Genomic DNA, 23675 nt, shown 5'->3' with positions numbered 1-23675 from the left:
TATCATAAATTAATTTATTGGATAGATTCCATTTTTTAATATGGCTTCTAAAACCCCTCCAGCTATACATCTAGCTTTATCTGATATGGTAAAAGCATTCTTAACTTCCTCTTTTCTAGGGTCTATGTCTAATATTTTTAAATTTTTATTTACTTTTGCTCCCTCTTTTAGTAATCCTCTAAGAACTCCAGATATTGTTGCTCTAACTTCATATTTTTGTCCATAATCATTAATATAACAAAGTAAATCACCCTTTTCAACTATATCGCCTATCTTACATACATTTTCCATTATTCCGCTATGTTCTGAGTGTATTACTCTTTCTTTAGAAATCCCTTTTATTGCACCTGGTATTCCTGTATTTTTTTCAGCTCTACCACTGGTTATTATTCTTCCTAGATTATGACCTCTCATTGTCTCTATGACCACATCAACATCTTCTCCTGCACAAAATCCAGGTCCTAAAGCTATTGTAAGTGGAGCCATATCCTTAGTTGTACCCAAATTTTTTTTGGCTAATATTCCATCAATCAAAACAACTGGATTTATCTCAGATAGTTTTTCTCCTTTTGGGTCTACAATAAGTGCTACTTTATCTTGAGATAACGTTTTTTCGATTTCATCTTTATTTTTACAAAGTTTACAATCTATACCTTCAATAGTAACTTCCTTTTCATATACAGCCTCACAAAAAGAGACCTGTCTTCTTATTGCTAAAGGCTCTTCTATTTCTAATGCAACCACTTTAAAACCACTATTGTGTAACTTATGTATAACTGCTGTTGCTAAATCTCCAGCTCCTCTTACTACTATACATTTTTTCATGTATTATCACTCCCAATAATATCATTAATATTTTAATTTAAACTCAATTAATATATATCAATTTAATCGTAAGCAACTAACATGCCATATTTAAAATTGCTCATAATTTGTAAACTCAAGTAAAATAGCCATTCTTTATTAATTGGTAAAAGCTTTTTATTCTCAATTCGAGAAATTTATCAATTCAAGAATTCTTATTATGAGAAAATACATATAAAAAGGAACCTCCTTATATTAAATAATTTTTACTATATAAGAAAGTTCCCAATAAATATTTATAGTTATTAATTTTTATTTAGTTCCAAATAATCTGTCTCCTGCATCACCAAGACCAGGAATTATATATCCATGTTCATTTAATTTCTCATCAATTGATGCAACATATATATCAACATCATCATGATATTTTTGTACTTCTTGTATTCCTTCAGGTGCAGCTACTAAATTAGCTAATTTTATACTTTTAGCTCCTTTAGATTTAAGTAAATCTATTGCTGCAACAGCAGAACCTCCTGTAGCAAGCATAGGGTCAACTACTATTATATCTCTTTCTCCTATGTCTTGAGGAAGTTTACAATAATATTCAACTGGTTTTAATGTTTCTGGGTCTCTATATAATCCTACATGACCAACTTTTGCTGCAGGCATTAAACTTACTAAACCATCTACCATTCCAAGCCCTGCTCTTAAAATTGGAATTATAGCTAGTTTTTTACCTGCAACAACTTTAGATGATGTTTTTTGAATAGGAGTCTCTATTTCTACATCTTTTAATGGTATATCTTTTGTTATTTCGTATCCCATTAGCATTGCAATTTCAGTTAAAAGTTCTCTGAAATCTTTAGAACCAGTATTTTTATCTCTCATTAAAGTTAGTTTATGTTGTATTAATGGATGGTTTGTCTCTACCACTTTGCTCATTTTGATAATTCCTCCTGATAAAACTGTAATTTTTATTATTTATTGTGTTTTTCTTCTATTGATTTAATCATATTTACTCTTCTAGCATGTCTATCACCTTCAAAATCTGTACTAATCCAAGCCTCAACTATTTCAAGTGCTAAACCTTTACCTAAAACTCTTTCACCTAATGACAACATATTTGCATCATTGTGTGCTTTTGACATTTTTGCAGAAAATACATCTGATACAACTGCACATCTTATTCCAGGAACTTTATTGGCAGCTAAAGATATTCCTATCCCTGTACCACAGCATAATATTCCATAATCTACATCTTTATCTATAACTGCATTTGCAACTATTTCTCCATACGCAGGATAATCAACAGAATCTGTAGCATTCTTAGTTCCATAATCTACACATTCAATCCCTTTTCCTTCTAAATAGTTTATTATTTCTTTTTTTAAATTATATCCTCCATGGTCACAGCCTAATCCTATTTTCATTTCTTTATCCTCCGTTTTATATATTTTTTACTATTTGGTTGACAGAATATATTATTTCTTTCATAGTATCTCTATAAGTATCCAAGCTTCCACCAAATGGGTCAGATATATCTGACTCATCCTGATTTGCGAACCCTTTAAAAGTATACACTTTTTCTTTGCATTTTGGAACTGCTTGGACTAAAATTTCTTTATGAGATTTAGTCATTGTTAGTATGATATCTGATTTATCTAATAAATCCTTAGTAATTACTCTACTTTTATGATTTGATAAATCTATTCCAAGCTCTTTTAAAGCTTCTATAGAATTATTAGAAGCATCCATACCATTTGCTGTAGATATACCCGCTGAGGATATGCAATATTCTTCAATATTTTTTCCAGACTCCTCAATAGCTTTCTTTAATATAACTTCAGCCATAGGACTTCTACAAGTATTTCCTGTACATACAATAAGTATATTCATATTTCACAACTCCTTTTTAAGCTTTTATTACTTTATATCCTGCTGACTTAAGTAATCTATTCATAATTGCTTGTCCGACACCGCTCTTAGGAAATTCCTCAGAATATATAACATCCATACCTTTTTTATCCATTTCTATGAGAGCATCAAACAAATTACTTGCTACTTCCTCAAGAGTACTCCCCAAATCTATTACTTCTCCATTATAAAACTCTTTATTTCTACTAATGCACATTACACCTGTTTTTAGACCTTTTTCTTTATTAGATTTTATCATATCATTAATCTTTGTTGCTACATTCTCCCTTTTGCCAGATATAATATATACGTCTGCATTTGGTGAATAATGTTTATATTTCATTCCTGGAGCCTTGGCTTTTTGATTATCTTCTTTTTTACTTAATGATGGGTCAAGCCTTACTTCACCAAGAATTTCTTCTAAGACTTCTTTAGTTATACTTCCAGGTCTTAATATCATAGGAATCTCTTCTGTAAGGTCTAATACAGTTGATTCTAGTCCAAAGTTACTATCTCCTCCTAAAACTATTCCATCAACTCTTCCATTCATTTCTTCATATACATGTTTCGCTTTTGTTGGGGATGGTCTCCCTGATATATTTGCAGAAGGAGCTGCAATAGGTATGCCTGCTTCTTTTATTATTGCCCTGGCAATAATATGAGAAGGCATTCTTATTGCAACTGTATCAAGTCCTCCACTAGTTCTATATGGAATTATATCTTTTTTATTTAGTATTATGGTTATAGGCCCTGGCCAAAGTTTTTCCATAACAAGTTTAGCTTTATCACTTATATCTTTAGCTAAATCATAAACTTCTTCTTTTTCATAAATATGGACTATAAGTGGATTATCACTAGGTCTACCTTTAGCTTCATAAATCTTCTTTACTGCATTTTCATCTAATGCATTTGCACCTAATCCATATACTGTCTCAGTTGGAAAAATAACCGTCTTACCTTCTCTAAGAAGTTTTGCTTGTATTTTTATTTCCTCATAATCAATATTATTTATATCAATATTACTTATAATAGTCTTCATCTTTCGTATGCCTGCTTTCATTTTAATTTTAGATATAGTTTACAATTATTGTACCTAACAAAAAACCAACTATACAATACACACTTTTTGAATGCGGAAAAATTTCTTCCAATACAACATACATCATTGTACCTCCTGCTGTAGCAAGAAATACACCTATAAGAGAAGTAAACACTCCTCCAAAATAAACACCTAAAAAACTTCCTAGACCCATAGGCAATCCAGCTATTATTGTAAATAAAATAACTTTACTCATCCTCATTTTATTACATATCAGACCCAATGCCATAGCTAATCCTTCTGGTATGTTATGTAGACCTATTACTATAGCAAGAGTGATACCTAAGCTTTCTGTTGACATAAAAGAAGAACCAATAGCCAATCCTTCTGGTAAATTATGTAGTAATATACTTATGAATATAAGATATCCAGATGCCATACTTCCAGATACATCCAATCTTGTTTTTATGTACATAGTTATGAGAGCTCCAACAAATGTAAATATAACTGTATTGATTACTCCCATTTTATCCATGGATTCTTTCATCAAATCAAATACTACTACAGCCAACATTATTCCGCCAGACAATCCCATAAAGAAATTTAGGTATTTATCAACTTCTCTTTTGAAGATAGCTGATATAACTCCTCCTAATCCTGTCCCTATAACACCTGCCAAAAGTCCAATTATTGTTACTTTTAGTATCATATAACCCTCCTGTACTTGTATATAACAATTATATACAGTAGAATATGATAACATGACCTAAAATGCAAAATAGCTGTTTCAAAATAGAAAATAATTTCTAGAAAGAAACAGCTCTTTTAAAACATTCCTTATATTGCAGTCATTTTTTCTGTTTGGTCAACAGTAATTAAAGCGTCTATCATTTCATCTATATCCCCATCTAAGAATGCATCTAGCTTATATAAAGTTAAATTTATTCTATGGTCACTTATTCTACCTTGAGGGAAATTATATGTTCTTATTCTTTCTGATCTGTCACCAGTTCCGACTTGGCTTTTTCTTTCTGCTGCTATATCTTTGTGTTGTTCTGCCAATGCTTTATCGTAAAGTCTCGCTTTTAATATTTTTAAAGCTTGCTCTTTATTTTTTAATTGTGATTTTCCATCTTGACAAGATACTACTTCACCTGTAGGTATGTGTGTTACCCTAACAGCAGAGTCAGTAGTATTGACACTTTGCCCTCCATTACCTGAAGAACGGAAAACGTCTATTCTTAAATCATTTGGATTTATGTCAACTTCTACATCTTCAACCTCTGGTAATACTGCAACAGTAGAAGTTGATGTGTGTATTCTTCCACCAGATTCAGTTGATGGTATCCTTTGAACTCTATGAACTCCAGATTCATACTTTAATCTTGAGTAAGCTCCTTTACCTTTTATCATAAAAGATACTTCTTTATATCCACCCACTCCAGTATCACTAGCACTTAATAATTCTATTTTCCATCTTCTTCTCTCAGCATATCTCGAATACATTCTAAATAAATCACCTGCAAATAGAGCTGCTTCATCTCCTCCAGCTCCACCTCTAATTTCAACTATAACGTTCTTGTCATCATTAGGGTCTTTAGGTAATAGTAGTATTTTTATTTCTTCTTCTATTGGAGCTACTTTTTCTTCCATTTCAGATAGTTCCATTTTAGCTAATTCTCTTAACTCTTCATCTGACTCTTCTTGTAAAATTTCTTTTGATTCCTTTATGCTATCTAAAACGCTTTTGTACTCTCTGTATTTCATAACAATAGGCTCTAAGTCAGCATGTTCTTTTATATACTTTTGCCAAACTTTTTGATCATTTATTACATCAGGATCACCTATTTTTTCACTTAAGTCTTTATATGTATCTTCCAATACCTCTAATTTTTTTAACATACTTTCACCTCGATTAAATGTAACATATCAATTGTTGATTATATCATATATTGTATCCTATAACAACTCTATCAATGCCTTGTATATCCTTCTTTGTATATATTTTTTTATATCCATTACTTTTCATAATATTAATTACATCTTCAGCTTGATTGTGACCAACTTCATATGCTAATATTCCACATTGATTTAAATATTTCTTACCTTGCTCTGTTATTTTTCTATAAAAATCCAATCCATCTTCTCCACCCTCAAGTGCATTATATGGCTCATAATCTTTAACTTGTGTGTGTAGTGTTTCTATGTCTTGTTTTTTTATATATGGTGGATTTGAAACTATAATATCAAATTTTATATCACTATTATTCAATACTGTAAATAAATCTGATTTAATGTACTCTATTTTTTCATCAACTTCATTTATAATAGCATTTTTCTTTCCTATTTCTAAGGCTGTTTCTGATATATCAAAAGACATCAATTTAGAATTTTCAATATATTTTGCTAAGCTAACTGTAATCGCACCTGAACCAGTACCTATATCTAGTATGCTTACATTCTTTCTACCTTTACATATTTCAATTATTTCTTCTACCAAAGTTTCTGTATCTGGTCTTGGGATTAATACTCCTTCCTTAACAAAGAAATCTAGTCCCATAAACTCCCTATTTTCAACTATATATGCTATTGGTCTTCCATTTATTCTTTCTTCTGCAAAACCTATAAATTCTGTTTTCTGTTCTTCAGTTAATTCTTTACTTAGATTTAAGTGAATATACAATCTATCAACGTCACCTAATGCTTTTTGTAACAATAATTCTGTATCTAGTCTTGGAGTATCACTTATACCTTTAAATTCCTCTGAATATTTAATAATTATATCTTTTATCGTCATAATAAATACCCTTTTCTTTAATCTACTACTGCCTTTAATGCTTCTAAAGCTACTTCTAACTGCTCATCATCAGGCTCTTTAGTCGTAAAGTATTGCAACATCATACCTGGATATGCAATAATCTTAGTAAATCCATTGTCGTATTTTCCAAGAATTCTAATTACTTCATAAGATAATCCTGCTACTATAGGAACGCATATGATTCTCATAAATATCCTAAGTATTGGATTTGGCCAACCAAAAAATGCAAATAGTATTATTGATACAGCCATAACTATAAACAAAAAATTTGTACCACATCTAGGGTGAAGTCTTTTAAATTTTCTAGCGTTTTCTACTGTAAGTTCCAAATTATTTTCATAACAATATATGGATTTATGCTCTGCGCCATGATATTGAAATACTCTTTCTATATCCTTACTTCTAGAAATCAATACTATATATGCAAATAATATAACTATCCTTATAATACCTTCTATTAAATTGAGCATAAAATCACTAGGTATTACCTTAGAAAAAGCCCCTCCTACTAGTGTAGGTATAAAAATAAATAAACCAGCTGAAAGTATCATGGCTATAACCAAGGAAAATACTATAAGTATATCATTTGCCTTATCTTTAAAAATCTTCTTCATAAATAAGTCAAATTTGTCCTCTTCAGCTTCTTCCATAAAAAACTCTGAAGAAAAGTTCAAGCTCTTTATTCCTTGAATCATTGTATCTATCATAACAAAAGAACCTCTAATAAAAGGTATCTTGTCTATATTCTTATCTCTTACCCAACTTTTTATTCTATCTTCTTTTAAGGCTATTTCTCCGTCACTTTTTCTAACAGCTACAGCTCTTTTATCTTTTGATTGCATCATTACGCCTTCAATAACAGCTTGACCACCTACAGATTGCTTTCCCATCCACTCACCTCATTCAATTGCATTTTAAATACTTAATTTAACATATTTATTATTATAATACAAAAAGACAATTTAAAGTAGAATATGAACCTTTTTTTGTAATAAAATAGGAGTTGGCTTCCTCCAACTCCACTTTTATAAAAATTAGTCCATTTTGAATCTTTTTTTGAATTTGTCGATTCTTCCACCTTTTTCTATGTTCTTTTGTTTTCCTGTATAGAATGGATGGCACTCTGAACATATTTCAACTTTTATTTCGTCCTTAGTTGAACCAGCAACAAATGTGTTCCCACAAGCACAACGCACTTCAACTGGATTATATTTTGGTTGTATTTCCTTTTGCATTATAGTCACCTCTTCTCTTTATTTAAAAAAATTAATTATATTAACTTTCTTTTTACATTATCAACTACATTATTATAGCATAACTTATTATGCCATTCAAGTGATTTTTCTATTACTTTATATAATCTATTTTTACAATTATTCCTTGATTTTACAAACTCTTTATCGATTTTACAAATTCTTTATTGTCTTTGGTTCTTTTTATAAGTTCAATGACTTTATCTGTGATTTCCATCACTGAATTATTACTCATTTCTCTTCTTAATCTCCAAAGAGCTGTTTTTTCTTCATCATCAAGCAATAGGTCATCTCTTCTTGTCCCAGACTTATAAATATCAATTGCAGGGAATATCCTTTTTTCAGCTAATTTTCTATCTAAATGTAATTCCATATTTCCTGTACCTTTAAATTCCTCGAAAATTACATCATCCATTCTAGAACCAGTTTCAACTAATGCTGTTCCTAGTATTGTCAGGGAACCACCTTGTCTTATATTTCTAGCAGCTCCAAAGAATTTTTTAGGTCCATGAAGTGCCCCAGGGTCAATACCTCCAGATAAAGTTCTACCTGTAGGAGATATTGTAAGGTTATATGCTCTTGCAAGTCTAGTTATACTGTCTAGTAATATTACTACATCTTTACCGTGTTCAACTAGTCTTTGAGCTCTATTTAATACCATTTCTGCAACCTTAACATGATGACTTGATACTTGGTCAAAAGTAGAATATATAACATCTCCTTCAATAGATTCCTTCATATCAGTAACTTCCTCTGGTCTTTCATCTATAAGAAGTACTATAAGTTCAACATTTGGATGGTTTTTAGCTATACTGTTTGCGACACTTTTTAAAAGAACTGTTTTCCCAGCTTTTGGAGGTGCGACTATCAATCCTCTTTGTCCTTTACCTATAGGAGAAATTAAATCTATAATTCTTGTGGCTATCTCATTTCTATTTGTTTCCAGTGTAAGTCGTTCTTCTGGAAATATTGGTGTCAATGTCTCAAATGCATTTCTTTGTATAGCTGTATCAGGATTTTCATCATTTATCTTTTGAACATATAAAAGTGCTCTAAACTTTTCTCCACTTTTTGGATGTCTAGTTATACCCTTAATCTTATCTCCTGTTTTCATATTAAATCTTCTTATTTGAGATGGCGAAACATATACATCGCCTTCAGTAGATAAATAATTTGAGCCTCTTAAAAAACCAAATCCATCTGGTAAAATCTCAAGTACACCGACCACTTCATCTTCCTTTGATGTGTTAAATTCATCTACTATCTTAGATTCATCAACTTGTTTAGGCATATAATAGTTTTTATTATTATTTCTGACCATTCTATTACATGTATTTGACGCCTTATTGTAATCATTTGTATTTGATGTCTTATTATAATCATTTTTTTGGTTTCTGTTATCTTGGCTTTGGGAAATATTTTGATTATCCATATCTTTTTTGTTATATGATTTGGCAGGGCTCTTATATTCAACTTCTTTTTCTATGCTTTCGCTCTCTATATTTTCTTTTCTATTTTTTATGTCTTCTTTTATATTTTCATTTTTATCTTTAATTTCTTCACTCACTTTAATATCACTTGTTTTTACTTCGTTCTTGCTCTTAGAATTTATAATCTCAATTAGCTCATTTTTCTTATATGTAGTAATTGATTTTATTTTTAATTCTTTTGCTATTTCTCGTAGTTCAACTAATGTTTTACTACCCAATCCTTCTAATACTTTATCATCTAAAATCAAAAAAATCCTCCTCATCTATATATTCATTTATATACATACTTTTTTTTTGGAAATTGAAGGCATGAAAAAGAAAAGTTTTATTCAAACAGTTAAGTCTAATAATATCACTATTTATACATTATGGTCAATAAATAAAATTTAAAACATTATTATCCATATTATCCATTTATTTATTATATCTCAAGTCCAATCTTAGCACGTTTTTATAAATTTATCACTATATTTATATCTTATAATAATATTTTCCCTTAAAATATGCAACTATTATAAAAATTATTTTTTATCTTTATAAATTCTAAAAACCATACATAACTAGAATTCTGTAAATTTTTAACTACATCAAGTTATATATGGTTTTTATATTTATGTATACTACAGTAGTTATTTATTTCTACAACATAGTTGCAATCATGCTTAAAACAGCTGTTATACTTGTTAATACAAGAACACCTACAATCCCAACAGCTATTATTCTATTAATCTTTTTTTGACTTGATTTTGCCACACTACATCACCTTTCCTAATTATTTTTGAACTTCGAGTTCTTTAATCTCGCAAATCTTATCTGAATCTATTCCTTCATTTGTACTATTGTATAACACATTGTCATCTTTATCAAATTCATTACAGACATGTCTTAGATATTTAATAAAATCTTCCTTAAGGTCTTCTTTCTTTAGAGCAAAATCGACAGTCGCTTCTAAAAATCCTAATTTATCACCTACATCATATCTCTTACCCTCAAAGTTATATGCATACATGGCTTCCTTTTTAGATAATACTTTTAAAGCATCTGTAAGTTGTACTTCTCCACCTTTGCCTGGTGGTAAATCCTTGAGGATGTCAAATATCTCAGGAGTTATTATATACCTACCTAAAATAGCTATATTTGAAGGTGCCTTCCCTGATTCTGGTTTTTCCACCATATCTTTTACTTTATAAACCCTACCCTCTATATTTTTAGCTTCTATTATACCATATTTATTAGTATCTTCTGGATTCACTTTTTGCACACCTAATATTGTAGTTCTATACTCTTCATATGCGTCTGTTAATTGTTTTAAACAAGGTACATCATTGTCTACAATGTCATCTCCTAACATTACAGCAAAAGGCTCATCACCTATAAAATGTCTAGCACAATAAATCGCATCTCCCAGTCCTTTTGGTTCTTTCTGTCTTATATAATGTATATTAATCATATTAGATATGTTTTGTACTATTTCTAATAACTCTTTTTTACCTTTTTTTTCTAAGTCAAGTTCTAATTCTACAGATTTATCAAAATGGTCTTCAATAGATTTTTTATTTCTACCTGTTATTATTAATATTTCCTCTATTCCTGAAGCTACAGCCTCTTCTATTATGTATTGTAGTGTTGGCTTATCAACTATTGGTAACATTTCTTTTGGCTGTGCCTTTGTAGCTGGCAAAAATCTAGTGCCTAAACCTGCTGCTGGTATTACAGCTTTCTTAACTTTAACTTGCATAGAATCATCTCCCACTAATTAATAGATAAAAAGCCCTATTTATAAATAGGACTTTAAACTTTTAGTATATTTTAACATTAATTCGATATATTTTCCATGTGGATTATAATAAATCTTTTATAATAGCTTTTCAAGTTCTGCTACTAAGCTGTCAAATTTTTTGATTGTATTTTCTATAGGTTTTGTATTAGTTAAATTTATCCCACTTCCTTTTAATAAGTCTATTGGATAATCTGAGCTTCCTTTTTTAAGAAAATTTATATAATTATCTGAGCCATTTTTTAGTATATCTTGGGCGAAACTGACTCCTGCACTACAGCCTGTAGCATATTTATAGACATAAAAACTATTATAAAAATGTGGGATTCTTGCCCATCCGACCTTAGATAATTGGTCTAATTCATAGTTTTGCCCATAATACTTCTTGAGAAGTTGTCCCCAAACATCATTTAACACTAATGCATTTACACTTTTTCCTTTTTCTACTAATTCATGTATAGTTTTTTCAAATTCAGCATACATAGTTTGTGTATAAAGAGTATCCTTTATTAAATCTAGATATTGTGTTATATAATAAGCTTTCTCACCATTACTTTTAGATTCTCTTATAAGCATCTCATAAAGTAATGCCTCATTAGTAGTAGACGCAACTTCATGAGTAAATATAGATGGACTTGAATTAAAATAATTTTGGTTCTTAGAACTTAGATATTCATATACAGCATGACCTAACTCATGTGATAAAGTTGAAACTGAGCCTAGCGAATTATTATAATTTAAAAGTATATATGGATGATTTTCATAGACAGATAGGCAATATCCACCACTCACTTTATTTTCATGTGAATAAACATCTATCCATTTTTCATTAAACGCTTTGTATACTACATCATTGTATTCTTTTCCCAAAGGTGATAATGCTGAATATACTATACTCTGAGCTTTTTCATAGTTAATATTACTATCAACAGCCTTAACTATAGGTACAGACATATCATATGAATGAACCTTATCCAACTTTAAGACTTTTTTTCTTAAATCTATATATTTGTGTAAACTATCCATATTACTGTTTACAGTTCTTATTAAATTATTGTATACTTTTTCATCTACATTATCAGATTCTAAATACATTTCTAAAGACGACTCATAACCTCTTTCTTGAGAATAAAATATATTCTTTTTAACTTGGCCAGTAATCAAGCCCGCAATTGTATTTATATTATCATTATAAGTAATGAGTTCATCTTGATAAGCTTTTTTTCTATTTTCTCTATCTGGCGATTCCAGTTCACTTGCATATTGAGCTGGTGTCAAATTAGTTTTTCTATCCATATTTCTAAATAACTCATACACTTGACTTGGAAGACTACTTATTGAAGACACTTTACTTAGAATATCTTCTGATTTATCGTCCAAATAATGTACTTTATTTCTTCTTATATCTCTTAAATACACACCATATTTTCTATTTATATTTTTATTTGAAATAATCTTCTTATAATCTCTATTTGATAATTTTAATATCTCTAACTCTAAATCTGAGCAAATCCCCATATAGTCTCCATAAGATTTACCCATACTATCACTCATATCTAAATATTTATATGAATTTTTATTAGTATCTTGTTTTAATTTTACATAAGCAGAAAGTTTATTTAATCTTATATCAAGTTTCTCTTTGATATCTAACGCAAAAGACAAATGCGTTGGTGACTTTGTAACTTTACCTATGTAATTTTTAAGTTCTTTTGTATCTTTATTAAAACTCTTAAGTTCTTTTTTCCATTGGTCATCACTTTTAAATAGAGACTGTAAATTCCAACATGTTTTTTCATAATCTATTTCTTGTTTTTTTTCAGCATCATCTTCAGTATCATTATTCATGACAGTAATTGCTCTATCATTATTTTTTTGATATCCTTGGTCAGCTTTTATACTTATTATTAACATGCAAAAAATAGAGATAAATAAAGGTATTATTGCTTTGCACAATTTCCTATTCATAAAAAGCCATCCTTTCAATAAGTTTACTTAATAATAGGATGGCTTTTTTTAGATATATTATTCAATTATTCATACTATATAAATAAATATCGAATTAATAGTTATCCACATAATAATCAACATATTCACAGGCTTTACTTGCTTAGAAATTTAGTTATTTCAACATGAATCTCTTTTGATAATAGCTTTTGTTTTTTCTTTTTTTACATTTTATTAACATTTATGCCATACTTATCAACAAATTTTGTTGATTTATACGTTTTTTTTGTTAATAACTTTACTTTTTTCAAAAGTCTATTAACACATTATACACAAGTTATCCACATATTATACACAGAAATTTATAAAGTTTATTTTGTACATATTTTTGTAACTAGAACAGTCATGTCATCTTCGATTTGTAACGCTTGTAACTCCAATGCTCTATCTAATATTAAATTTGAAATTTCTTTTGGATTAGTAGTTTCTATGTTTTTTAAGAAATATATTAACCAATTATCACCTAAATTGTTATTTCTTCCTGCATCTACAATTCCATCAGAAACCATTATAACATAGTCCCCTTCCTTAACTTTTACATTTTTTCTATCAATCTTTACATCTGACAATATACCCACAGGTAAAGATGATGATGATATTAAATCAACTTCTCCATCCTCTCTTTTTATATAGGTAGAACATGCTCCCATCTTTATAGTTTCTAAACTCCCTCGTTTTAAATCTAAAATACCTAAGTCGAGAGTTGAAAACATTTCTTCTGAAGACTTTAATAACAACATATTATTTATAGTATCTATAACTATTTCATCTTTAATCTTTGCATCTATCATTTTTTCTAGTATATCAATAGTAGCAGAAGACTCTTCATAAGCTTTTTTACCTTTTCCCATACCATCGCTTATAGCCATCATATATTTGCCATCATTTATCTCCATATATGTGTAGTTATCTCCACAAAGGATATGTCCATCCCTTGACATTGCTGAAACTTCTGTAACAGCCTTATATTTTTGAGACTTAACAAATGTTGCTTTACATTTACCTCCTAAACAGTGACATCCTATTTTTCTAACAGACATATTCTCTCCTACTAGGTCTGAAATTATATCTACAATTTTATTTTCACACATGCAACCATCATTGCAAGTTTTCTTTTCTATTGATATTTCAAACTCGCTGTTACTCTTTGTTAAGTAACTTACTTTATCAACAGTTATATCATATCTCTCTAATTGTTCATATATATTTTTTTCTTTTTCTATATCTAACATTATATCGCCCTCTAAATCCTGAGACAGCGATTTAATTGATTTTGAAATACTCCTTATCTGATTTGCTATTAATTTTCTACTTTCTGAAAACTTCACACTCCAATCATAATCTAATACAAACATTTTATAATAGTGATTTGATATTTTCACTATTGACTCTGGCTTCATACATTCCTTTCTAAAGTTTTTAGGTATATCGTTTACACTTAATTCTCCTTTCTCTTCAATTTTTTCAAGAATATTATATATCATAGTGTATGTATGATTAAATCTTGATTCCCAACACATTCTTCTCATACTACAACTTTTACATTCATCATTATGAATCATATCTATTACATTAGCTATGTCTCTTTGGTCTAAAACCTTATCCTTTTCTCTTATCTTGTCAAATGTATCTGCAAGGTCATCATAGGTTTTATAGATACTGTTTAATCGGCTATTCGTTAAGTTTTTGCTTCTCATAATATAATCGTATACAATTTCATTTGAAGCTACATTACTTTTTATTAATTTTTCAATCTTATTGAATAACCTTTCAGGCAACACAATCACTATCAAGCATCCTAACAATATATCTCTTAGTTGCATCATATTTGAAGTAATACCAGAAGTATATAGGTATATTATTGTCCAACTTAGAATATATCCTAATATACAGAAATATTTATTTATTTTATTAAATGCACCACTTATTAATCCTGAAAAAGAATATATACCCATATAAATAGCTGATGTCATATTATTTAAAATAGATGCCACTCCAATAATTACACCACTAGATGCTCCCATGGTAGCTCCACCTACTATTGAGGTCAGTAATATCAATACCGTTGACAAAATGGTCCTTATCGATATTCCAAATAAAGATATATCTCCTATCCCCATTATACTAAAGGTTAGCAGTAAACTTATTGATATGGCTTCTTCTGTCCGTACAGACATCCTATTGTTTACATTGGCCATTAAACCTATACCATAAGAAAATACATATATAGATATAAACATTATTATTGCTTCTACACCTGCAACAAGCAGATTATACACACACCTATCAGAAAAGAACGCTTGTCCCATGGAAATTGGAAGTAATACCATTGAACCTATAAGCGCCACTTTGGCAATTGAATCTAATAGTTTTAGTTTCTTATTTAATGCCATAAATATTGTAAGGCACACAGCATATTTTGCTACATTTCCAAAATCATTGAATGATAACAATATCCCTATTAATGCTGATATAAATACAGGTATCTTGTACTTATCAATCTTTGATGCACATATAAAAAAGGCAATCCCTAAAGGAGCTACAGAGTCTACTATGATAGACCTACTAAGTAAAAATCCCATTACAGCGAATGACACTGTAGTAAAATCAATATATCCGCTTATTAATTTTATGACATTTGGTTTTACAGTTTTGTTCTTTACAACTGCTACACTTCTTTGCATAAAAAAACCTCCTCTTTTGTTTATATTAAGAATTGTAACAAAGAGGAGTAATTTTTTTTGTCATAATCGGTTCCAAATATCAAAAAATATTAATACATTTTTTTTGACTTTTGACATATTAAGCCTTCCAAATTATCGTATTCACTTACGGTTATTTCTTCTATTTCTAATTTTTCCATTATTATATTCAATATTTTTACACCAGCAGTTATAATATCCGCACGTTTTTCTTGTAGCCCTTTTAAGTTCTTTTTATCACTTAATGTCATCTTTATTAATTTTTGTAGAATTTCTTCTATTTCTTTTTTGCATATCTTACTATTATGTATTTTTTCCATAGAGTAAATTTCTAATTCTTGATTCATTGCTGACAATGATGTGATTGTACCTCCTATACCTATAAGAGTTTTTAATCCCTTTTCTTTTATGTAATTTAAAGTCTCACTGATTTCGTTATATATAAATGAACTCATAGCTTCAAACTCTTCATTTTCAATGATATCGTGTTTTAAAAATTTTTCTGTCATTCTAAGAGCTCCTACATTTTCACTTTTATTAAATTTAATTCCATCTGAATCACCTATAATAAATTCTGTTGAGCCTCCTCCAATATCTATAACAATAATATCATTCTCTTCTTGTATGCCTTCTAAAACACCTTTAAAGCCCAAATTTGATTCTTCTATACCTGTAACTATGTCAACATCAATACCAGCCTCTTCTTTTGCTAGTTTAACAAAATAATCTCCATTTTTACTATCTCTAAGAGCAGATGTCCCCATACAATAAATATTTTCACATTTTTCATCATTACACTTGTCAGAGAATTCTTTTAATGCTTCTATATTTCTTTGAATCGCATCTTCCTTTATATATCCCTTGCTATCTACACCTTGCCCAATTCTAGTTGTGTTAACAAATTTTTTTCTATTTATAAGTTTTCCATCCACATAATCTACTATCAACAATCTCATTGAGTTTGTTCCAATATCAATAGCTCCTATTTTCATTATAAAATTCCTCCTTAAATCAAAATAAAAAAGTCATCCTTAAACTGAATGACTTTTTTATTCAATCTTAAATTTTAAAATCAATACTCGTAGACTTATTGGCAACTTTTAATCAACGATTTATATCTACATAAACGGTTTCATTAGGCTTTACCATGTTTAACCTTTTTCTAGCTATTTCTTCTAAGTCTCCTTCATATGATTTTTCATCTTTCTTTAAGCTGTTTATTTGTATTTCAGTCTTTTTTAATTGTTTATTTAGACTTGCTATTTCTGTTTTATATTCTTTAGCTTTTTCGTACTCAAATACAAATCCTGTCATTATACTAAAAATTGATATTCCTAAAAATAAACTGATAACAATAATTTGTCCTGAAAATTTTTTTCTTAAGTTCATTTTTCCTACACCCTTTTTTTAGTTTTAGTTTTTTTCTTAGATTTTGATTTTTTCTTGTTTTTTGATTTTTTATTTGATTTTCTCTTTATACTTTTTTTTGTTGCTATAAATATATTTGGTATATAAAATATAATATCAAATAGTAGGTGTAGTGAATAGATTATAACGTAATACAAATTGTTTAAAAAACTGACTATGTAGTATGTAACTTTTTTAAAAGAATTCCTCACAAAACGAATTATTTTATTGATAATTGATAAAACAATTTTACTTATGGTGTTATAGTATAAAATAAAACCAATAAACAAAGCCACAAAATGGTAATATCTTAAATTAAAAAACTCTGTAAGGTTTATTGTTATAAATATTATAATGGTTGCTAGAAACCAAAATAATACATCAAAAATTATTGCAAAATAATTGATGAATTTAAAACTCCCTCTCAGGCTTCTATAAAAATCAAACAACACTCCTATGAGTATTCCACCATAAATAGTAGCGTAGAAAATACTTACATCTTGAGTAAAAGGTATCATCTATCTAAATACCTTTTTCAAAAAACTTTCTTGTGGCTTTTTAGGCTTTGCATATACCATAGAATTTATAGTTCCATCTATGCTAATTATATTTTCGTCTATACTTAGCTTGCTCATATCTAGGTTTTCGCCTTCAATTATCATCTCACCAACAGAAGTTTTAAGCTCTACTCTTTTATCATTAAAAGAATATATGTGCTCAACTCCTGAAATAACCAGCTTTGATCTATCTTTCAAAGTTATGTTCTGTTCCATAATATCCCCCCAGTAAATATTTCACTAATACTACTATTAATATACTAGAGGACTATTAATTTTATTCTAAAATTTCGTACATTTCTTTCGCATCATTTTTTAATACATGCTCTCTTACTTCATTTATCTTAAACTTCATCTTCTTCTCTCCAAATTGTATTTCTAATGTATCTCCAATATTCACTTCTGAAGAAGATTTAGCGACTTTTCCATTTATAGTGACAATTCCTTTATCACATGCATCTTTAGCAACAGTTCTTCTCTTTATAATCCTAGATACTTTTAAAAACTTATCTAATCTCATAATTATCACCTTCCTTAGCTCTATAGAAAAAGTGTGGTAAATTTATCCACACTTTTTCACAAGATTTCTAATTATCCATTTATTGTATCCTTTAATCCTTTTCCAGCTTTGAAAACTGGTGCTTTAGAAGCTGGTATATCTATAATTTGCTCTGGATCTCTTGGATTTCTTCCTTGTCTAGCAGCTCTTTCTCTTGTCTCAAATGTTCCAAATCCAACTAATTGAACTTTTTCATTATTTACTAGTGCATCTTGAACAGAACTCATAAATGCGTTTAACGCAGCCTCTGCTTCCTTCTTTGTTAATCCACTTTTTTCTGCCATCTTTGATACTAATTCAGCTTTATTCACGATATTTACCTCCTAAAAATGTTTATAATATAGACTCCTATCTTTCTGATAAAAGTTCTAGATTTTTGACAAATTTCCTTCCACAATTTTATTGTTTTTTAGCCTGATTCCAAAATTCATCCATCTCTTCAAGTGTCATGTCTTCTAATTTCCTATTTAAATTCATTGCACTTTTTTCTACAAACTCAAATCTATTTATGAATTTATCTGTAGTACAGTTCAAGGCTTCTCCTGAGTCTATGTCTAAAAATCTAGCTAGATTTACTATCGAAAATAATAAATCGCCTAGTTCTTCCTTTATGTATTTTATATTCCCGACCCTGTGTTCGTCAAGTAATTCCTGATATTCTTCTTCAATTTTTTTAAATACATCTTCTACATTGTCCCAATCAAAGCCAACAAGAGCTGCTTTATGTTGAACTTTACTAGCCTTCATAAGAGCTGGTAAATGTTTTGGTATTCTTCTAAGGCCATCTGTTACAGTGCTTTCGCCTTTTTCTTCTTTCTTTAACTCTTCCCAAGTTTTTTCAAACTTAGACATATCTAATTTTACACCATTAAATATATGAGGATGTCTATGAATTAATTTTTTGCATATACCATTTACCACTTCTTTTAAATCGAAGTAGCCCTCCTCATTACCTATCTGACAATGGAATATAACTTGTAAAAGAACGTCTCCTAGCTCTTCTACCATTTCATCTATATCATTATTATCAATTGCATTACAAAGTTCATATGCTTCCTCTATAACAGAATTTTTTAATGATTGATGTGTTTGTTTTTTATCCCATTCACATCCAGATGGGCTTCTTAATGTATTAACTATTATTTCTAAGTCATGTACTGTATTATACATCTTTTTAGAACTTTTGGGTATATATAAGCTAGTTAAATAGTCAAAAAAGTTTTCATTTCTGTCTAATTCACATAATTTTATAAACTTTTTACTTTCTAAATCTTTGACACCTGCTCCATTTACTATACATATTTCTTGATTATAATCATAATATTCCATAAGTTTTAACTTTACATTTGATGCTATAAATTTATCATACACTTGAGTTATTATCATACTTGTATCTAAATCTATATATGAGTTTTCTATCTCAAAAGCATCTATCAATTTAAATCCATCAGATGGGTCTATAGCTAAATAGTTAAACATAGCGTCTACAAAGCTCATAGAAGGTACTATCTCCACTTTTATGTGCTTTTCATTGGCAAGTCTCTCTATTATACTTACAGTCTTTTCTGCGACCCTTGGATGACCAGGAACCGCATATACTAAGTCACCTTTTGTAGATTCTTCTATAATAAATTCAGATATTTTTAAGTAAACACTCTCAAAGTTTTCCTCATTTTCATAAAAGTAATCTAAAGAAGTGTATTGTATAGTTTCTTTAAGCTTATCAATTATCGGATGTTTCTCTGTTCTAAAAAAGACTCTAGGGCTATTTTTTAAAGATTCCAGTACACCTTGACTTATAAGAGAATAGTCTCCTGGTCCAAGCCCTACAATACTTATCTTACCCATAACATCACTCCCATTAGCAAATTTCACTTTATTTTTGTATTGTTATACAAATAAGGAGCTTTACTATTTGTATAGTATTTCCTTTATTTGCATATATATTCCTATATTATCTTATAAGTTTAACTTTTTTTAACAATTTATATAATTTATCACCTTTTGGCATAGTTAGTATCTCTTCTTTTTTAATTCCGCCTATTCCAAGTATAACTACTACATATACAATACCACCAACACCTATTGCGATTATTGTAGATATACTATTACCCAATAATCCAACTAAAGCACCATAACTCAATTTAACCATTATAAACATTGTCATAACTGTTATAAATGGTTTTATTATAAATTCCTTCTTAGGAAATTTTACATTCATATATTTCTTAACATATAATAAGTTAATCATAGCTGCCACAAAGTATGCTGTAACTGTTCCAAAAGCTGAACCTAATACATTAATATCTGGAATACCTGTCAATGTATAACTTATAACAATCTTACATAACATACCCACACATAAAGCAATTACAGGAACTATTGGTTTTCCCATTCCTTGAATTATACCAGTCAATGTTTGTATTAATCCTAAGAACAGTACACATGGAGTAAGAGTAAACAAGATAGTTCCTACAGATGATGGCTCATGTGGAAATAAAAGACCCATTATTGGTATCGCTAATGATGCCATACCAAACGCACAAGGTAATACTATAAGTAAAGTCACCTTAACAGCACTTTTAGTATCTTTTCTAGCCTTTGATTTATTACCTAATGCATATGCTTTAGAAATAGCTGGAACTAAGCTCATACTCATTGCAGTTGTTATAACGGCTGGTAAATTTATTGTTGCCATTGCCATACCTGTCAATTGACCAAACATTGAATTTGCTACTTTATATGTAAAGCCTGCTTCCATAAGTCTTCTTATTACAATAACATTATCTATCATATTTACAAGTGGCATTACTGATGCACCTATTGTTATCGGAATAGCAACTGTTAAAAGCTTTTTAAAGATATAAGAAACTTGTTCATCCTTAAACCTTTGACTCGCATCTATCTCAGCTCTACGTTCTCTTCTTCCTAACATATAAGCAAACATCAGATAAACCATAGATGCTACTGAACCTATTGTAGCTCCTGATATAGCACCCGCTGCTCCTAAAGTTTGCCCAAAGCTTTTCATAAGTAGGTAAGCCAAAGTAAGACCTAATACAACTCTAAAAAATTGCTCTGCAACTTGAGACACAGCAATCTTAGTCATGTCTTGTCTACCTTGGAAATATCCTCTATATGCTGACATTGCTGGAACAAATAATAAAGCTGGAGCAATAGCTTTCATAGAGTACAATGCACCAGGATTTTTCATTATGTTTGTTACTATGTAGTCGGCTCCAAAAAACAATATACAAAATGATATTATACCAGTTATAAATAAAACTGTATGTGATACTTTAAATATCTTATTTGCACCTTTATAATTTCCAATGGCAACTTTTTCCGAAACCAACTTTGCCACAGCTGTTGGGAATCCAGCAGTAGCTAATGTTAAAAATAGAGTGTACACAGGATAAGCAGCCTGATAGTATCCCATTCCTTCTGAACCAATCATGTTTCCAAGGGGAATTCTAAAAAATCCACCCATTATTTTTACAATTACACCTGCTAGCCCAAGTATAAGGGCTCCTTTTAAAAAGGAGTCTTTGTTTTTGTTATTGTTCATAACATAACCTCCATACTGTTTATATAACAAACTTTAATATACCATATTTTTAATGCTATATTCAATATTTTAAACAAAAACTTCAAAAGACCTTCACGTAAAAGGTCTTTATGATAAAATTATTGAACTTGTTTTCCTAAAAAGTTAGCAGCTATTTTTAAAGATTTTTCTTCACTTTCTGCAATTGTATCTTTATCTTTTGAAACAACTACAATCGAACCTATACAGTCACCAGATGCACTAATTATAGGCATAATAACTTGACTAATATATTCCTTTTGGTCTTCTTTAAATAAAGGTAAAATATTTTTATCTTTTGAGTATTTTACTGTTCTTTCACTTATTATTGCTTCTAACTCATCACTTATACTTTTTTCTTTATAATCTTTTTTAGGAAGTTTAGATACAGCTATTATAGAATCTAAATCTGTTATTAATACACCATATCCTAGTACTTCTGCTAATGTTTCAGCATATTCCTGAGAGAATTCATTTAATTCTCCTATTGGAGAGTATTTTTTAAGTATGACTTCTCCATCTTTTGCTGTGAATATCTCTAAAGGATCTCCTTCTCTAATTCTTAATGTCTTTCTTATCTCCTTTGGGATAACTACCCTTCCAAGATCATCTATTCTTCTAACTATACCTGTTGCTTTCATATTTTTTAATCCCTCCATAAATTACTTTAAGTTTATTTTTACCATTGTTAAGAAAAATATACAAAAAAAGCTATATCTTCTCCAGATATAGCTTTTTTAAGCATATTACTATTTTTTTAGTTTTTATATTGTGATTGTATTTATTACTTTTTCATCTTTTTCTACTTTAGCTTCTTTAGTTAATTTTTCTATTTTCTCTTGATATTTATTTTTTAATAATTGTTCTTTTATAGTTTCTTTAGAATCTTCAAATGGTGTTTGTTCATTTACTTTGTCTGTTACTTTAATTATATGGTATCCATATTGAGTTTCAACTAAGTTAGATATTTCACCCTTTTTCATAGAAAACGCTGCTTCTTCAAATTCAGCTACCATTTGACCTCTTGAGAAGAATCCTAATTTACCACCATCACTTGCTGAAGCATCTTGTGAATATTTCTTTGCAACCTTTGCAAAATCTTCACCTGATTTAACTTCTTTAAGGGCTTCTTCAGCTTTTTTCTTGGCTTCTGCCTTCTTCGCTTCTGAAAGTGGCTTATTGTTATCATCTACTGTTTTTAATAAAATATGAGAAGCTTCTACTTCATCTTTTTTGAATTCATCTTTATGTGTATCATAGTATTTTTTCATTTCTTCATCTGATATTTTAGTTTCTTTAGTAAAATTAGCTTGATAGTTTTGCATAGCTAAATCTTTTTCTTGTTGGTCTTTTAAAAATGTATCATCTATACCTAATTTTTCAAGTTGTTTTTTATAATTTTCATCTTTACTCATAGCGTCTTTTAAATCTTTAAAACTTTTTTCAACATCTTCTTTTTTAGGAAGTAAGTTATCTTTTTTAGCTTGTGAATATATGACTTCTGTAGTTATAAGTTGTTCAAGAATTAAGTCTTTAAACTTGTCCTTATACTTTACTCCTTTTTCAACTTCTTTGTCCCAAATGTCTTTTCCATAAGTTTGTTCCATAGAATCTTTATAAAGAGCTATAGTTTTTTTAAATTCATCTGATGATATTTTTGTACCATTTACTGTTGCTACAGTTCCATCTGTGCTTGCGCTACAAGCTGTTATTGATACTACAACTATCATAGCTATTACTAACGTTATTACTTTTTTCAAAT

At 29.2% G+C, this 23675-nt stretch carries 24 protein-coding genes; all 24 read right to left on the bottom strand.

Features of this window, described 5'->3' with window-relative positions; translation table 11 throughout:
• Positions 1 to 9 precede the first annotated feature (9 nt).
• The gene (gene yqeB, locus IC214_RS01250) at positions 10 to 825 is read right to left on the bottom strand and encodes a selenium-dependent molybdenum cofactor biosynthesis protein YqeB (protein ID WP_227483593.1); all 816 of its coding nucleotides are present in this window, start codon (positions 823 to 825) and stop codon (positions 10 to 12) included.
• Positions 826 to 1116: 291 nt separating this feature from the next.
• Complete coding sequence (gene upp / locus IC214_RS01245) at positions 1117 to 1746, bottom strand: uracil phosphoribosyltransferase (RefSeq protein WP_227436248.1); 630 nt, start codon at positions 1744 to 1746, stop codon at positions 1117 to 1119.
• A gap of 35 nt (positions 1747 to 1781) precedes the next feature.
• A complete protein-coding gene (rpiB, locus tag IC214_RS01240; RefSeq protein WP_227436250.1) occupies positions 1782 to 2234 on the bottom strand; it encodes a ribose 5-phosphate isomerase B in 453 nt (150 codons plus the stop codon).
• A 16-nt stretch (positions 2235 to 2250) separates the two neighbouring features.
• On the bottom strand, positions 2251 to 2700 hold the full coding sequence (locus tag IC214_RS01235) for a low molecular weight protein arginine phosphatase (RefSeq protein WP_227436252.1): 450 nt from the start codon (positions 2698 to 2700) through the stop codon (positions 2251 to 2253).
• Positions 2701 to 2716: 16 nt separating this feature from the next.
• Positions 2717 to 3757 carry an L-threonylcarbamoyladenylate synthase gene (locus IC214_RS01230; RefSeq protein WP_227436254.1) on the bottom strand — a complete coding sequence of 347 codons (1041 nt, stop codon included), beginning with the start codon at positions 3755 to 3757 and terminating at the stop codon, positions 2717 to 2719.
• A gap of 28 nt (positions 3758 to 3785) precedes the next feature.
• Positions 3786 to 4466: a ZIP family metal transporter gene (locus IC214_RS01225; protein ID WP_227436256.1), complete on the bottom strand. Its 681-nt coding sequence runs from the start codon at positions 4464 to 4466 to the stop codon at positions 3786 to 3788.
• 128 nt (positions 4467 to 4594) lie between these two features.
• Positions 4595 to 5659, bottom strand: a complete 1065-nt coding sequence (gene prfA, locus IC214_RS01220; protein ID WP_227436258.1) for a peptide chain release factor 1 — start codon at positions 5657 to 5659, stop codon at positions 4595 to 4597.
• Between the two features lie 43 nt (positions 5660 to 5702).
• Positions 5703 to 6554, bottom strand: coding sequence for a peptide chain release factor N(5)-glutamine methyltransferase (prmC, locus tag IC214_RS01215; RefSeq protein WP_227436268.1), 852 nt, complete (start codon positions 6552 to 6554; stop codon positions 5703 to 5705).
• A 17-nt stretch (positions 6555 to 6571) separates the two neighbouring features.
• A complete protein-coding gene (locus IC214_RS01210) occupies positions 6572 to 7465 on the bottom strand; it encodes a DUF1385 domain-containing protein (RefSeq protein ID WP_227436270.1) in 894 nt (297 codons plus the stop codon).
• A 144-nt stretch (positions 7466 to 7609) separates the two neighbouring features.
• A complete protein-coding gene (rpmE, locus tag IC214_RS01205; RefSeq protein ID WP_003421397.1) occupies positions 7610 to 7810 on the bottom strand; it encodes a 50S ribosomal protein L31 in 201 nt (66 codons plus the stop codon).
• Positions 7811 to 7961: 151 nt separating this feature from the next.
• Positions 7962 to 9581 carry a transcription termination factor Rho gene (rho, locus tag IC214_RS01200; protein ID WP_227436272.1) on the bottom strand — a complete coding sequence of 540 codons (1620 nt, stop codon included), beginning with the start codon at positions 9579 to 9581 and terminating at the stop codon, positions 7962 to 7964.
• Positions 9582 to 10090: 509 nt separating this feature from the next.
• Positions 10091 to 11056, bottom strand: coding sequence for a UTP--glucose-1-phosphate uridylyltransferase GalU (gene galU / locus IC214_RS01195; protein ID WP_227436274.1), 966 nt, complete (start codon positions 11054 to 11056; stop codon positions 10091 to 10093).
• Between the two features lie 117 nt (positions 11057 to 11173).
• Complete coding sequence (gene pepF, locus IC214_RS01190) at positions 11174 to 13063, bottom strand: oligoendopeptidase F (RefSeq protein WP_227436275.1); 1890 nt, start codon at positions 13061 to 13063, stop codon at positions 11174 to 11176.
• 350 nt (positions 13064 to 13413) lie between these two features.
• A complete protein-coding gene (spoIIE, locus tag IC214_RS01185; protein ID WP_227436277.1) occupies positions 13414 to 15786 on the bottom strand; it encodes a stage II sporulation protein E in 2373 nt (790 codons plus the stop codon).
• 89 nt (positions 15787 to 15875) lie between these two features.
• The gene (locus IC214_RS01180; protein WP_227436279.1) at positions 15876 to 16796 is read right to left on the bottom strand and encodes a Ppx/GppA phosphatase family protein; all 921 of its coding nucleotides are present in this window, start codon (positions 16794 to 16796) and stop codon (positions 15876 to 15878) included.
• 112 nt (positions 16797 to 16908) lie between these two features.
• Positions 16909 to 17193 carry an FtsB family cell division protein gene (locus IC214_RS01175; protein WP_227436281.1) on the bottom strand — a complete coding sequence of 95 codons (285 nt, stop codon included), beginning with the start codon at positions 17191 to 17193 and terminating at the stop codon, positions 16909 to 16911.
• Between the two features lie 5 nt (positions 17194 to 17198).
• On the bottom strand, positions 17199 to 17729 hold the full coding sequence (gene yabQ / locus IC214_RS01170) for a spore cortex biosynthesis protein YabQ (RefSeq protein ID WP_227436283.1): 531 nt from the start codon (positions 17727 to 17729) through the stop codon (positions 17199 to 17201).
• Positions 17730 to 17984 (bottom strand): YabP/YqfC family sporulation protein, encoded by a 255-nt coding sequence (locus IC214_RS01165; RefSeq protein WP_227866143.1) that lies wholly within the window; start codon positions 17982 to 17984, stop codon positions 17730 to 17732. It abuts the gene before it with no gap.
• Positions 17985 to 18045: 61 nt separating this feature from the next.
• Positions 18046 to 18288 carry an RNA-binding S4 domain-containing protein gene (locus IC214_RS01160; RefSeq protein ID WP_227436285.1) on the bottom strand — a complete coding sequence of 81 codons (243 nt, stop codon included), beginning with the start codon at positions 18286 to 18288 and terminating at the stop codon, positions 18046 to 18048.
• A gap of 71 nt (positions 18289 to 18359) precedes the next feature.
• Positions 18360 to 18638, bottom strand: coding sequence for an HU family DNA-binding protein (locus tag IC214_RS01155; protein ID WP_227436295.1), 279 nt, complete (start codon positions 18636 to 18638; stop codon positions 18360 to 18362).
• A gap of 88 nt (positions 18639 to 18726) precedes the next feature.
• On the bottom strand, positions 18727 to 20175 hold the full coding sequence (gene mazG / locus IC214_RS01150; RefSeq protein ID WP_227436296.1) for a nucleoside triphosphate pyrophosphohydrolase: 1449 nt from the start codon (positions 20173 to 20175) through the stop codon (positions 18727 to 18729).
• Positions 20176 to 20281: 106 nt separating this feature from the next.
• Complete coding sequence (locus IC214_RS01145) at positions 20282 to 21895, bottom strand: polysaccharide biosynthesis protein (protein WP_227436298.1); 1614 nt, start codon at positions 21893 to 21895, stop codon at positions 20282 to 20284.
• A 119-nt stretch (positions 21896 to 22014) separates the two neighbouring features.
• Entirely contained in the window at positions 22015 to 22554 is a 540-nt protein-coding gene (locus IC214_RS01140; protein WP_227436300.1) for a stage V sporulation T C-terminal domain-containing protein, read from the bottom strand.
• Between the two features lie 123 nt (positions 22555 to 22677).
• Complete coding sequence (locus IC214_RS01135) at positions 22678 to 23673, bottom strand: peptidylprolyl isomerase (protein ID WP_227436302.1); 996 nt, start codon at positions 23671 to 23673, stop codon at positions 22678 to 22680.
• Positions 23674 to 23675: the final 2 nt, after the last annotated feature.

Source organism: Clostridioides sp. ES-S-0190-01, from assembly GCF_020658275.1.
Lineage (GTDB): Bacteria > Bacillota > Clostridia > Peptostreptococcales > Peptostreptococcaceae > Clostridioides.
This window is presented reverse-complemented; position numbering and strand designations above follow the sequence as displayed.